Annotated in this window: 9 protein-coding genes and 1 pseudogene; 4 read left to right on the forward strand and 6 right to left on the reverse strand. The window is 65.3% G+C overall.

Annotation, left to right across the window (positions count from 1 at the left end; all coding sequences use genetic code 11):
* The first annotated feature begins 5 nt into the window (after window positions 1–5).
* Window positions 6–1,169: an SMP-30/gluconolactonase/LRE family protein gene (locus ACETMP_RS12995; RefSeq protein ID WP_375161234.1), complete on the forward strand. Its 1,164-nt coding sequence runs from the start codon at window positions 6–8 to the stop codon at window positions 1,167–1,169.
* 121 nt (window positions 1,170–1,290) lie between these two features.
* On the opposite strand, the pseudogene ppc reads toward ACETMP_RS12995, so the two are convergent.
* The 5 genes and pseudogenes from ppc to ACETMP_RS13020 all read right to left on the reverse strand — a co-directional run bounded on the left by ppc (window position 1,291) and on the right by ACETMP_RS13020 (window position 8,299).
* Window positions 1,291–4,090: pseudogene (gene ppc, locus ACETMP_RS13000) on the reverse strand (phosphoenolpyruvate carboxylase).
* Window positions 4,091–4,404: 314 nt separating this feature from the next.
* Complete coding sequence (locus ACETMP_RS13005; RefSeq protein WP_375161235.1) at window positions 4,405–4,809, reverse strand: YccF domain-containing protein; 405 nt, start codon at window positions 4,807–4,809, stop codon at window positions 4,405–4,407.
* 97 nt (window positions 4,810–4,906) lie between these two features.
* Entirely contained in the window at window positions 4,907–5,701 is a 795-nt protein-coding gene (locus ACETMP_RS13010; RefSeq protein WP_375161236.1) for an enoyl-CoA hydratase/isomerase family protein, read from the reverse strand.
* Window positions 5,702–5,812: 111 nt separating this feature from the next.
* Window positions 5,813–7,357 carry an acyl-CoA synthetase gene (locus ACETMP_RS13015; protein ID WP_375161237.1) on the reverse strand — a complete coding sequence of 515 codons (1,545 nt, stop codon included), beginning with the start codon at window positions 7,355–7,357 and terminating at the stop codon, window positions 5,813–5,815.
* Between the two features lie 132 nt (window positions 7,358–7,489).
* Window positions 7,490–8,299: a crotonase/enoyl-CoA hydratase family protein gene (locus ACETMP_RS13020; RefSeq protein ID WP_375161238.1), complete on the reverse strand. Its 810-nt coding sequence runs from the start codon at window positions 8,297–8,299 to the stop codon at window positions 7,490–7,492.
* Window positions 8,300–8,405: 106 nt separating this feature from the next.
* Between ACETMP_RS13020 and ACETMP_RS13025 the strand changes: the two genes are divergently transcribed.
* Both ACETMP_RS13025 and ACETMP_RS13030 read left to right on the forward strand, forming a co-directional pair.
* A complete protein-coding gene (locus ACETMP_RS13025) occupies window positions 8,406–9,278 on the forward strand; it encodes an SDR family oxidoreductase (RefSeq protein WP_375161239.1) in 873 nt (290 codons plus the stop codon).
* Between the two features lie 269 nt (window positions 9,279–9,547).
* Window positions 9,548–11,125 (forward strand): fatty acid--CoA ligase, encoded by a 1,578-nt coding sequence (locus ACETMP_RS13030; protein ID WP_375161240.1) that lies wholly within the window; start codon window positions 9,548–9,550, stop codon window positions 11,123–11,125.
* A 143-nt stretch (window positions 11,126–11,268) separates the two neighbouring features.
* Here the strand turns inward: ACETMP_RS13030 and ACETMP_RS13035 are convergent, their stop codons facing one another.
* Window positions 11,269–12,543: an acyl-CoA dehydrogenase family protein gene (locus ACETMP_RS13035; protein WP_375161241.1), complete on the reverse strand. Its 1,275-nt coding sequence runs from the start codon at window positions 12,541–12,543 to the stop codon at window positions 11,269–11,271.
* A 214-nt stretch (window positions 12,544–12,757) separates the two neighbouring features.
* Here ACETMP_RS13035 and ACETMP_RS13040 point away from each other — a divergent pair, with 214 nt between their 5' ends.
* On the forward strand, window positions 12,758–13,537 hold the full coding sequence (locus ACETMP_RS13040; RefSeq protein WP_375161242.1) for an enoyl-CoA hydratase-related protein: 780 nt from the start codon (window positions 12,758–12,760) through the stop codon (window positions 13,535–13,537).
* Window positions 13,538–13,667 lie beyond the last annotated feature (130 nt).

Below are 13,667 nucleotides of genomic sequence, written 5' to 3' on the forward strand. Positions count from 1 at the left end.
CGACCATGACGACACCCCTGCCCATCACCACCCATGCCAGCGACCCCATCCTCGCCCGCCGCACCCTCTTGAAGGGCGCCGCCGCCGTCGCGGCGACGGGCATGAGCATCGGTGCCGCGGGCGCTGCGTCCGTGGCGCCGCTCGGCCAGACCGGCGCGCCGACGATGTCGACCGCGCCACTGCCGCTCGGACCATTGCCCGGCAGCCGCTATCCCGACGCTCATCTGGAATCCGCCAAGAAGGGACCGCCGACATTCGGCCCGTCCGGCTTTCCCGCCTTCGCCGGCACGATGGCGGTCGAGCGCGTCGCGACCGGATTCCGCTGGGCCGAGGGCCCGGTGTATTTCGCAGCCGGCCGCTATGTGCTGTTCAGCGACATTCCGAACAACCGCATCATGCGCTTCTCCGAGGATGACGGCCACCTCAGCGTCTACCGGCAGCCCTCGATGAACTCGAACGGCAACACGATCGACCGCGAAGGGCGCCTGATCACCTGCGAGCACAGCGGCCGGCGCGTGACGCGGACCGAGCTCGACGGCTCGATCACTATCATCGCCGACAAATTCAACGGCAAGCGGCTGAACTCGCCGAACGATGCGGTCGTCACCGCCGATGGCGCGATCTGGTTCACCGATCCCGCCTACGGCATCGGCGGCTTCTATGAGGGGATCAAGGCCCAGCCCGAGCAGGACAAGAAGAACGTCTATCGGGTCGACCCAAAGACCGGAGAGGTCAAGGTCGTGGTCGACGACTTCGTCGAGCCGAACGGCCTCGCGATCTCGCCCGACGAGAAGAAGCTCTACATCTGCGATACCGGCTTCACGGACGGGCCGGACAACCCGTCGCATATCCGCGTATTCGATCTCGACGTCGCCGCAGGCAAGGTCGCGAACAGCAAGGTCTTCGCCGAGATGCCGAAGCCCGGCATCACCGACGGTGTACGCTGTGACACCGAAGGGCGGGTCTGGTGTTCGGTCGGCTGGGGCGATCCGAACGAGGACGGCGTGCGCTGCTACACGCCGTCGGGCGAGCTGCTCGGCAAGATCCATATTCCGGAGACCGTGGCCAATTTGTGCTTCGGCGGCCAGCAGCGCAACAGGCTCTATATCTGCGGCTCGACCTCGCTCTATGCCGTCTACACCAGCGTGCAGGGCGCGATGAAGCCGTGAGTAGTAACGCCGTCATTCCGGGCTGGTCCGCAAGGACCAGACCCAGGAATCTCGAGATTCCCAGATGCGCAATTGCGCACCCTAGTTCGCGCTTCGCGCGTCCGGAATGACGGCGGTTGGATCACCCCGTATTCCGCAAGCCCGCCGAGATGCCGTTGATGGTGAGCTGAATCCCGCGTAGCACCTGCTCGTCCGGGTTCTGCGCGCGGTGCTCCCTCAACAGCTCGACCTGCACGTGGTTGAGCGGATCGAGATAGGGAAAGCGGTGGCGCACGGAGCGTTCCAAGAGCGGATTGCCCTGCAGCAGCCGGTCCTGACCCATGATGTCGAGCAGGTTCTCGATCGAGGCGTGCCATTCGCGGCGGATGCGGCCGAAGATCTTCTCCCGCAGCGCTTCGTCGGGCACGAGCTCGGCATAGCGCGAGGCGATCGCGATCGAGCTCTTCGCCAGCACCATGTCCATGTTCGACAGCAGCATGCGGAAGAACGGCCATTCCTTGTAGAGCTCTTTCAGGAACGGCATGCCCTTGTCGGGGTGCTCCGCGATCCACTGCTCGACCGCGCTGCCAAAGCCGTACCAGCCCGGCAGCATCAGCCGGCATTGCGCCCAGGAGAACACCCAGGGGATCGCGCGCAGATCCTCGATCGCCCGGGTCTTCTTGCGCGAGGCCGGACGGCTGCCGATGTTCAGCGTCGCGATCTCGTTGATGACGGTCGAGGACCAGAAGTAATCGACGAAGCCCTCGGTCTCGTAGACGAGGCCACGATAGGCCTTGAAGGCGAGGTTCGACAATTCGTCCATCGCGGTCAGGTATTCGCGGCGCGGCGCGCTCCGGCGCGGATGCAGCAGGCTCGCCTCCAGCGTCGCGGCGGCGAGGATCTCCAGATTGTTGCGGCCGACCTCGGCGTTGGAATATTTCGACGAGATGATCTCGCCCTGCTCGGTGATGCGGATCTGGCCGTTCACCGCGCCGCCGGGCTGCGCGATGATGGCGTCGTAGCTCGGCCCGCCGCCGCGCCCCACAGAGCCGCCGCGGCCGTGAAACAGGCGTAAGCGTACGTGATGGCGCTCGAACACCTCGACGAGGTTGATCTCGGCCTTGTAGAGCTCCCAGCCCGAGGTGACGAAGCCGCCGTCCTTGTTCGAGTCCGAATAGCCGAGCATGACCTCCTGCACGCTGCCGCGGCTGTCGACGAGACGCCGGTAATCGTGCAGCGACAGCATGCGGTCCATGATGCCGGACGAGGCCTGCAGGTCCTCGATGGTCTCGAACAGGGGAACGATGTTGATGGCGCTGCGGCCGGAGGGATGGACGAGGCCGACCTCCTTCAAGAGCACGGCCACCTCGAGCATGTCGGACATGCTCTTGCACATCGAGATGATGCATTGGGGAATGGCGTCCGAGCCGAACTTCGCATGCGCCTCCGCGGCGGCATGGAACACGTTGAGCTCGCCCATGGTCTCGTCGCTGTACTTGACGAAGGGCGAGACCAGCGCGCGCGTCGAGCGCAACTCGTTCGTCAGCAGCGAAATGCGCGCATCCTCGCCGAGCGCGAGATAGGACATGCCGGGATTGGCGGCGTCCATCAGCTCGGCGATGGTGCGCTCGTGCACCGCCGAGTTCTGGCGGATGTCGAGCCGGGCGAGGTGGAACCCAAAGCAATCCACCGCGCGCCGAAGCAGCCGCAGCCGGCCGCGGGCGATGACACGGGCGTTATTGGAGATCAGCGAGCGGTGCAGCACGTCGAGATCGGCCTGCAGCTCCTTCACGCTGGCGTAAGGCGCGCCCTTGCCGACCGGCCGGCGCGTGATCTCGACCTCGAGGCTTTTCGGCCGTCGCGGTCAGGCGCGCATAGATGCCGGAGACCGCCAGACGATAAGGCTCGCCGCTCCGGTGCGGCGAGGTGTCCGGCGAGCGTTCCGCCAGGTTGCGCAGCTCCTCCGAGACGTCGGCCAGATGCGCCGCGATCGACAATTCCGAGCCGAGCACGTGCAGCTCTTCCAGGTAGAACTGCATCACCCGGCTCGACTGCAGCCGCAGCGTGCCGCGCATCACGTCGGCGGTGACGAAGGGATTGCCGTCGCGGTCGCCGCCGATCCAGCTGCCCATGCGCAGGAACGAGGCGAGCTCGCCGGCGGCCTGCTCGCCGCCTTCCTCCAGCCGGTCCTCCAGTGCGTTGATCAGCCGCGGCACCTCGCGCAGGAAGGTGTAGTCGTAGAACGAGAGGCCGTTGGCGACCTCGTCGAGCACGGTGAGCTTGGTCCGGCGCAAGAGATTGGTCTGCCACAGCGTCAGCACCTCGCGGCGAAGCTGCTCGTCGCTGGCTTCCGCCTCCTCGGCCGTCAGCGCCACGCGCTCGCGGCGGTCGAGCAGGTGCGCGACCTCCATCTCGCGGTCCATGGTGCTCTTGCGGCGCACCTCGGTCGGATGCGCGGTCAGGACAGGACTGACGAGGGCGGTCTTGAAAAAGTCGCGCAGGCCATCGGCGCTGATGCCCGCCGCCTTGGCGTGGGCGAGCGTTTGCGCCAGCACGCCGGAGCCGCCGCCATTGGCCGCGCTGCGGGCGCGCATCTGGCGGATGTTATTCTGGTCCTCGGCGATGTTGGCGAGGTGGGAGAAATAGCTGAAGGCGCGGACGATGCGCACCGTCTCGGACGTCGACATGCTGTCGAGCATCTGCTCGAGCTCGCGGCGGGCCAGCCGGTCCTCGTCGCGGTGAAAGCGGATCGAGGTCTGGCGGATGCGCTCGACCAGGTCGAACAATTCGGTGCCCTCCTGGTCGCGCACGGTGTCGCCGAGGATGCGCCCGAGCAGGCGGATGTCGTCGCGCAACCGCGCCTCCGCTTCCGTGACCTGGACGTCCTCAGGCCGGTTGGCGCGATGCTCGGTGGCGTCGGATGGTGCGGTCTGGAGGGACATGGCTCGCTCCTTGGTTCGAGCTCGCTTGGATGCCCGGCACAGCCGAGTGTGCGATATTTTTCTGCCGCAGTGCAAGATGAAGTTGGGGCGGTGCACACGGTTGCCGCGTGCGTCTCGGACGCGCTGCAGCGTGCAACGCTGCTGCGCAGAGCCGGGACCCCGGAGCCACAAGCGCATTGCTGCAATATGGGCCCCGGCTCTGCAGCGTATCGCTGACCGGACGATGCTGCGCATCGCCGGGAGAGCGCTGCGCTGCGTCCGGGGCACGAGGATTGGTCTCGGCGGCGAAGGGAGCTACGCCGCTCGCGCGTGCCTCAAGCCGGCACAATCACCTTGCCGATCGGCCACAGCGCGATGCCGGCGAGCTTGAGATGGGCCCAGGCGAAGGGGATGCCAATGATGGTGATCGCGAGCGCCAGCGCGGTCAGGAGGTGGCCGAGCGCCAGCCACCAGCCGGCGAGCACGAACCAGATGATGTTGCCGATCACCCCGAGCGGGCCGGTGCCGATATCCTCGACGCCGGTGACGTCGTAGCGGTTGACTGCGCGCGAGCCGAACGGCAGCAGCGTGTAGACCGCGATGTTAAATGCCGCCCGCGCCCAGGGCAGGCCGACGATGGTGATGGCCATGATGACCGCGGCGATCACCCAGCCGAACGCCATCCAGGCGCCGCCGAAGAGGATCCAGAGGATGTTGAGGAGCATGGAAACAGGAGACATGGGATGATCCGCAGGTGGATGATCCCGCCTATATAGGATCGAAATCTGTCTCTGCTAAGACGGCCAGGTATCCCGGATGGACTGGCGGCCTAGGGCATTATCGCCCCTCGAACTTCGGCTCGCGCTTCTCCATGAACGCCTTCATGCCCTCGGCCATGTCCGCGGTTCTGAACAGCGGCAGGAGCTGAAGATAGACGTGGTGGACATGGTCATGGAAATTCTCGTTCAGGCCCATCCGCATCATGCGCTTCGAGGCTTGCACCGCGAGCGGCGCGTTGGCGGCGATCTCGCGCGCGACGGCCATGGCGCGATTCATCAGCTCGGCATCCGGCACGACCTCGTTGGCAAGGCCCCAGTCCAGGCATTCCCGCGCGCTTAACGTGCGGCCAGTGAAGATCAGCTCGGAGGCCTTGGCCCAGCCGAGCATGCGCGGCAGCAGCCAGGTGCCGCCGGATTCCGGCACCACGCCGCGCTTGACGAAGGCGGCGGCGAGCTTGGCTGACTCCGCCATGATGCGGATGTCGCAGCCGAGCGCGGTGTCCATGCCGTAGCCGGCGGCGCCGCCGTTGACGGCGCAGATGGTCGGCTTGTCCATCGCCTGCAGGACTGTCGGCGGCGTGTTGCGGAGGTTGATCGTGGTTGGCGACGACGCGGCGCTCAGGCCGTTGCCGTCGCGCTCTTTGCGCAGATCGAGCCCGGCGCAGAACGCCCTGCCCTTGCCGGTGAGGATCACGACGCGGACGTTCTTGTCCTCGTTGGCTTCGGTCAGCAGTCGGGCCAAATCGTTCAGCATCCGGCCGGAGATGGTATTCATGCGCTCCGGCGCATTGAGCGTGATGGTCGCGATGTGGTCGGCGATTGTGTAGAGGACTTCGTTGGCGGCGTCGATCATGATCATTCCATCCCTGTGTTCGTAGCCCGGATGGAGCGAAGCGCAATCCGGGGTTTCCACCGCAAAGCACCGCCCCGGATTTCGCTTCGCTCCATCCGGGCTACAAGGCGCTCAAATCTTCCGCCCCGCCTGCTCCCAATAGGGATCGCGCAGGCGGCGCTTGAAGATCTTGCCGGAATCTTCGCGCGGCAGGCCGGTTCGGATCTCGATGTGCTTGGGCACCTTGTAGTCGGCCAGATGCGCCTTCAGCGCGGCGCGGACATCGGCGGCCTCGAGCGTGACGCCGGCTTGCGGCTCGACCACGGCCATCAACGCCTCGCCGAACTCGGGATCGGGGATGCCGAACACGGCGCAATCGTGCACGCCGGGGACGGCATGCAGCACGGATTCGATCTCAGCGGGATAGATGTTGACGCCACCCGAGATCACCATGTCGCGCTTGCGGTCGCAGATGAAGACGTAGCCGTCCTCGTCGATATAGCCGACGTCGCCGGACGTGATGAAGCCGTCGCGGTCGATCTCGGCGCGCTTCTCCGGCTTGTTGTGATAGGTGAAATCGGCCATCTCGGCCATGCGGGAATAGATCTCGCCAATCTCGCCCACGCCAAGCACGCGTCCGTCCTCGCCGATGAAGCGCAGCTCGGCTCCGGGCGAGATCCTGCCGACGGTGCCGGGCTTCTTGAGCGCATCCTCCGAGGTCGCGAAGGTGACGGCGCTGGATTCGGTCGAGCCGTAGAATTCGTAGATCACGGGGCCCCACCATTCGATCATGGCGCGCTTAACGTCGGCCGGACATGGCGCGGCGGCATGGATGACGTGGCGCAGCGAGGAGACGTCGTATTTCCTGCGCACCGCCTCGGACAGCTTCATCAGGCGGATGAACATGGTCGGCACCATGAAGATGGTGTCGATCTTGTAACGTTCGATGAGCTCCAGGAATTCTTCAGCCTCGAAGCGCGGCATCAGCACCAAGGCGCCGCCGAGCTTGCCGGCGCGGATGCCGAAGGAATTCGGCGCGGAATGATAGAGCGGCCCCGGCAGCAGCGCGCGGGCGCCGGGCTTGAGCCCGTAGATCATCGCGCGCATGCGCTCGCCGGCGGCCTGCTGCTCCGGTGTCGGCGCGTTGCGCCGGACGCCCTTGGGATGACCGGTGGTGCCTGACGTATAGATCATGTTCATCGGCTGCGGCACGATTGGGCCGTCATAGGGCGGGTGCTGCGCGAGCCAGGATTCGAAGTCGGTCGCGAAGCTAGGAGTCTTCAGATGATCGGGATCGATCTTGTAGCTGGACAGGATCTCCGGCGGGGTCGGCACGCTGAGCACGGTGACGCCCGCAGGAATCGCGTCGCGCAGGGTGTGCAGCATGTCGGCATGTCCGATCAGGACGGAGGTGCCGGTGTCGTTCAGGATGTAGGTGATCTCCTCCGGCTTGAAGTGCCAGTTGATCGGCACGCCATAGGCACCCAGCCGCATCGTGGCATAGGCGGCCTCGAGGAAGGCGATGTCGTTGCGCATCAGCATGCAGACGCAATCGCCTGGGCGGACGCCGATCTTGGCGAGCCCGGAGGCGATCCGATCGGCGCGAGCGGCGATTTCAGCGTGGCTGCGGCGGCGGTCGCCGGAGACGATGCCGAGGAAGTCAGACGTTTCGCTCATTGTTGTTTTTCTTTGTTGTTAACTGCCGTCATTCCGGGGCGGCTCGGAGAGCGAACTCAGGCGCGCAATTGCGCGCCTGAGAATCTCGAGGTTCCGGGTCTGGTCCTTCGGGCCATCCCGGAACGACTGTGATCAATCCGCATACTTCGCCGCGCGCTTCTCCAGATTGGACCGCACCGCCTCGGTCTGGTTCGGGCTGCCGATCAGCTTCTGCTGCTCGACGGACTCGGCGAGCAGCGCCGGGCCCGGATCGACCGATAGATTGTTCAGCATCCGCTTCGCGGCGCGGATCGCGTCGGGGCTCTTGCCCGCGATCTCGCGCGCGGCCTCGAGCGCCGCCGCACGCGGATCGTCGCAGATGCGCGTGGCGAGGCCGTATGTCATCGCCTCCTGGGCGGAGAAGATGCGGCCGGTATAGGTGAGATCGCGCAGGATGTCGTCACGCACGAGGCTCGCCAGGATCGGCGTGCCCGCCATGTCAGGCACGAGGCCCCATTTGATCTCCATGATCGACATCCGCGCATCCGCCGACAGAAAGCGCATGTCGGCGCCGAGCGAGAGCTGGAAGCCGCCACCGAACGCAACGCCGTGCACGGCCGCGATGACAGGCACGGGAAGCTGGCGCCAGCCCCACACCGCCTGTTGCGCAAAGTTCGCCTGGCCGTGCGTGCGCTTGGTGAGATCGCGATTTTCGCCACCCGGAATTCCGTTGCCGCCCTTCTCCTTCATGGCGGCAAAACGTCCCATGTCGAGCCCGGCGCAGAAGGCGCGGCCCTCGCCGGAGAGCACGACGGCGCGCAGGCCTTTCTCCTTCGAAAGCCGCTCGGTTGCGGCGACAAGCGCCTCGAACATGGCCTGATCCAGCGCGTTCATCTTGTCGCCGCGCACCAGGCGCACGTCGGCGACGCCTTCCGAGATCGAGATCGAGACGCGCTCTTCCATGGACGAATTCTCCCCTGTTCTTGACCGGTTGCCGCTTTACAGGACGCTGGCAGCCGGATTTAGTCAATCGACCAATTAACTGACAATCCCTACGGGGGAAACAGCCATGTTCAAGGAAAATCTTCTGGCCGGCCGGCGCATTCTCGTGACCGGCGGCGGCACCGGTCTCGGCAAGTCGATGGCGGCGCGCTTCCTGCAGCTCGGCGCCGAAGTGCACATCTGCGGCCGGCGCAAGATCGTGTGCGACGAGACCGCGACCGAGCTGATGGATCTCTATGGCGGCCGCGTCACCAGCCACGGCGTCGACATCCGCAACGCGCTCGCGGTCGAGGAGATGGTGGAGAACATCTTCCGCGAGGCTCCGCTGACCGACCTCATCAACAACGCCGCCGGTAATTTCATCTCGCGTACCGAGGAGCTGTCGCCGCGCGGCTTCGATGCGGTCGCCAACATCGTCATGCACGGCACGTTCTACGTGACCCATGCAGTCGGCAAGCGCTGGATCGCCTTGAAGCAGCCCGGCAACGTCGTCTCGATCACCACGACCTGGGTGCGCAACGGCTCTCCTTACGTCGTGCCGTCGGCGATGAGCAAATCGGCGATCCATACCATGACGATGTCGCTGGCGACCGAATGGGGCCGCTACGGCATCCGCCTCAACACCATTGCGCCGGGCGAGATCCCGACCGAAGGCATGAGCAAGCGCATCAAGCCGGGCGATGAAGCCGGCGCGCGCACCAAGGCGATGAACCCGATGGGCCGCGTCGGCACCATGGAGGAACTGCAGAACGTCGCCGTGTTCCTGATCTCCGGCGGTTGCGACTGGATCAACGGCGAGACCATCGCGATGGACGGCGCCCAGGCGCTGGCGATGGGCGGCAATTTCTATCAGCTCCGCGACTGGAGCGACGAGGACTGGAAGACCGCGCGCGAGAGCATCATGGCGCAGAACGAGAAGGATCGGGCGAAGCGGGGCTGAAGGCGCTTTGAAAAGGGGCGGACGTGTAAGGGGCTGACGTTTTTCACCACGCCCCCAGTTGTCGTCCCCGCGAAGGCGGGGACCCACAACCACAGGGAGGAGTCGTGGAGCGAGACAGGTCGCTTCGAGTCGTCGCCAAATCCCTGCTGCGGCGTATGGGTCCCGGATCTGCGCGTGCTTAGGGCGCGCTTGTCCGGGGCTCCCATCTTGTCATCACCCGCGATTGACTCCACACTCCCCGTATAAAGACAAAGCGCCACGGGAGAAACATGTCCACAGAGAAACTGGCGAATCTCGCCGACATGGTGCGCGAACGCGCCAAGAGCCGCGGCGATGCCGTCGCCTACGAGTTCGAGGGCCGCACCACCAGCTTTGCCGAGTTCGACATCAAGACCAACAAGGTCGCCAACGCCCTGATCGCGATGGGCGTGAAGAAGGGCGACCGCATCGCCTATCTCGACAAGAACAGCGACCTCTATTTCGAGCTGCTGATGGGCGCCATGAAGGCCGGCGTCGTGATGGCGCCGGTGAACTGGCGGCTGGCGGGACCCGAGGTCGCCTTCATCGTTTCGGATTGCAAGGCGCCGGTGCTGTTCGTCGGACCGGAGTTCCTCACGCAGGTCCGCCAGATCAGGGACCAGATTCCCGGCGTGCGCACCATCATCACCACCGAGGGCGGCGCGCCGGAGTGGCAGGATTTTACGACTTGGCGCGATGCGCAGAGCGGCGACGATCCGAAGCTGCCGATCGATGCCAGGGATATCGCGATCCAGCTCTACACGTCGGGCACGACAGGCAAGCCCAAGGGCGCGATGCTGAGCCACGCCAACTTCCTCAATTTGGTGCAATCCGGCAATGCCGAGGACAAGCCGGAGTGGAACCGGTGGTCGCACGATGACGTCTCGCTGGTGGCGATGCCGGTGTTCCACATCGGCGGCTCGGGCTGGGGCGTGATGGGTCTGTATCACGGCGCCCGCGGCGTGATCGCACGCGAGTTCGATCCGACCAAGGTGCTGGACTTCTTTGAGCAATCGGGCATCACCAAACTGTTCATGGTGCCGGCGGCGATGCAGTTCGTGGTGCGGCAGCCGCGCGCCAGGACGGTGGATTTCTCCAGGCTGAAATACATGCTGTATGGAGCTTCGCCGATTCCCGCTGCGCTGCTGAAGGAATGCATCGAGGTGTTCAAGTGCGGCTTCGTGCAGCTCTACGGCATGACGGAGACGACGGGCACCATCGTCGCGCTGCCGCCGGAGGACCACGTCGAGGGACTGGAGCGGATGCGCTCGGCCGGCAAGGCGCTGCCGGGCGTCGAGATCGCGATCCTGGACGTGGACGGCAAGCCGTTGCCGCCGCGCCAGGTCGGCGAGATCGCGACGCGCTCAGGCTCCAACATGGCCGGTTACTGGAACCTGCCGGAGGCCACCGCCGCGACGCTGCGCAGTGACGGCTGGCTGCGCACCGGCGATGCCGGCTACATGGACGAGGACGGCTATCTCTACATCCATGATCGCATCAAGGATATGATCATCTCCGGCGGCGAGAACATCTACCCCGCCGAGGTCGAGAGCGCACTGTGCGATCACCCTGATGTCGCCGAGGCCGCGGTGATCGGCGTGCCCGACGACAAATGGGGCGAGGCGGTGAAGGCCGTGGTGGTGATGAAGCCGGGCAAGGAAGCGACCGCCACCGATATCATCAACTTCACCCGGACCCGCATCGCCGGCTACAAGACGCCCAAGAGCGTCGAGTTCCTGCCGGCGCTGCCGAGGAACCCCTCAGGCAAGATTTTGCGGCGGCAATTGCGCGAGCCCTATTGGGCGGGGAAGGATCGGCGGGTGAATTGAACGGGCAATGCCGTAGGGTGAGTTAGCGCTGCGATTGCGCGAAGCGCGATCGTGGCGCGTAACCCTCCAACCTCCCTCCACGTGGAAGCGAAAGAGGCGGGTTACGCCTACGGCTATCCCACCCTACGACAGTCGTGCAAGCCTCAATGCTTCCCCGGCCCCATATAGCCGAACAGGAACCCTGCCACCTTGCGCATCTGGATCTCCTCGCTGCCTTCGGTGATGCGGTAACGGCGGTGGTGGCGGTAGATGTGCTCGAATGGCTTGTGGCGTGAATAGCCCATGCCGCCGTGGACCTGCATGGCACGATCGGCGGATTCGCAGCAGAGGCGGTTTGCCCAGTAGTTGCACATCGAGACGCGGTCGGAGAGCGTACGCTCGATCTGCTCCTCGGTGAGCTGGTCCATCTCCCAGGCGGTCTTGCGGATCAGAAGCCGCAGCATCTCGGCTTGGGTGGCGAGCTCGACCAGCGGGAACTGGATCGCCTGGTTTTCGGCCAGCGCTCGACCGAACGGCTTGCGCTCGCGCGCATATTTCACGCTCTCGTTGATGCAGTAGACGGCGGCGCCGAGCGAGCTCGCCGCCTGCCGGATGCGGTTCTGGTGCACGAAGCATTGCGCCAGCGAGAGGCCGCGACCGACCTCGCCGAACAGCGCATCCTCCGGAACGAACACGTCGGTGAAGCTGACGCGGGGATGATCGGTCGGCATGTTGAAGGTCCACATGTATTCCTCGATCCTGACGCCCGGGCTCTTGGCCGGCACCAGGAAGCAGGTGATGCCGCGCGCATCGCCGTCATTGCCGGACGTGCGCGCGAACAGCGCGCAATGCGTCGCGACATGCATCCCGGTGGTCCACATCTTCTCGCCGTTGATGATCCAGCCCTTGACGTTGTCGCGCGTGGCAGGCACCGCGCGCGTCTCCATGTGCGTCGCATCCGAGCCGTGATGCGGCTCGGTCAAACCAAAGGTGATGCGGTACTTGCCCTTGATCGAGCCGTCGATCATCGCCTTCTGGTCGTCGCGGCCGTAACGGTCGAGCATGGTGACGACGGGGAAGTTGCCGACGATGGAGTGCTCGTTCTGGAGGTCGTTGTGCAGGCCGAGGCCTTGCGCGGCGAAGTGCTCGCGGATCACGGCCATCCAGAGGTTGGAGCCGTCCTTGCCGCCGTATTGCCTCGGCACCGGAAAGCGCAGATGGCCGGCGGCGTCGGCGAGGTCCTTGGCCTTGCGCAGCAGCGTTTCCCATTCATGCCGCGGCAGCCCGCCGTTCTCGAAGTCGGTACGTGCCCATTCGCGGCGATGGTCGAAGAAGCGGATGTTGTCGTCGGCTTGCTCCAGCGGCTTGATCTCGCGCGCGATGAAACGGTCGAGCTCCGCGAGATAGGCGACGAGATCGGCAGGCAATGAGAAATCCACAGGTTCTCTCCCGGATTGATTTTATCGTTTTGCGTTAAGGCGCTGGGCGCATTCTTGCTTCGCGCGATTAAGCGGAGAAGACCGCGTGCAAGTCAAGCAAGGCGAGACGTGACGGCTACGCAAGGCGCGCCAGCGCAATTCGATGGTGCCGGGGCACTAAGGCGCGGTAGTATGACGCCAATTTTCCTTCACGAGAGAATGCAGGGAGCACGGGATGGAGCTGAAATTTTCCAAGGTGGAACGCAAGGGACCGATCACGATCGTGACGTTGTCGCGCCCCGAAGTCTACAACGCGCTGCACACCGATGCGCATTTCGAGCTGCAAAGGGTGTTCGACGATTTCTCCGCGGATCCCGAGCAGTGGATCGCGATCGTCACCGGCAGCGGCGACAAGGCGTTCTGCGCCGGCAACGACCTGAAATGGCAGGCGGCCGGCGGCAAGCGGGGCTGGGACAAGGGCGGCTTTGCCGGCCTCACCTCGCGCTTCGACTGCGACAAGCCGATCATCGCGGCGGTGAACGGCGTTGCCATGGGCGGCGGCTTCGAGATCGCGCTCGCCTGCGACCTCATCATCGCCTCGGAGAACGCCACCTTCGCCCTGCCCGAGCCGCGCGTCGGCCTTGCCGCGCTCGCCGGCGGCCTGCACCGGCTGCCGCGACAGATCGGCCTCAAGCGCGCCATGGGCATGATCCTCACGGCGCGCCATGTCAGCGCCAGGGAAGGTTTCGAGCTCGGCTTCGTCAACGAGGTGGTGCCGCAGGGCGAGGCGCTTTCCGCCGCGCTGCGCTGGGCCGAGATGATCGGCAAGAACTCGCCGATGTCGATCCGGGCGTCGAAGCAGGCGATTCAGAAAGGCCTCGGCGTCTCGCTGGAGCAGGCGATCGCGGAGCAGCGGGACTACCCGGCGGTACAGGCGATGGTGGCCTCGCAGGACTACATCGAAGGCCCGAAGGCGTTTTCCGAGAAGCGACCGCCGAAATGGCTGGGGAAGTGACCGCGCTCTGCGCGGTCATTCCGGGCGCGCCCCGCTTGGGGCGCGAGCCCGGAATCCATTAAGCGTCAGAGACAATGGATAGATGGATTCCGGGCTCGCCGCTTCGCGACGCCCCGGAATGACGGCGGAG

Origin of the sequence: Bradyrhizobium dasycarpum (genome assembly GCF_042019905.1) — a bacterium.
In the GTDB taxonomy this organism is placed as follows: Bacteria; Pseudomonadota; Alphaproteobacteria; order Rhizobiales; family Xanthobacteraceae; genus Bradyrhizobium; species Bradyrhizobium japonicum_B.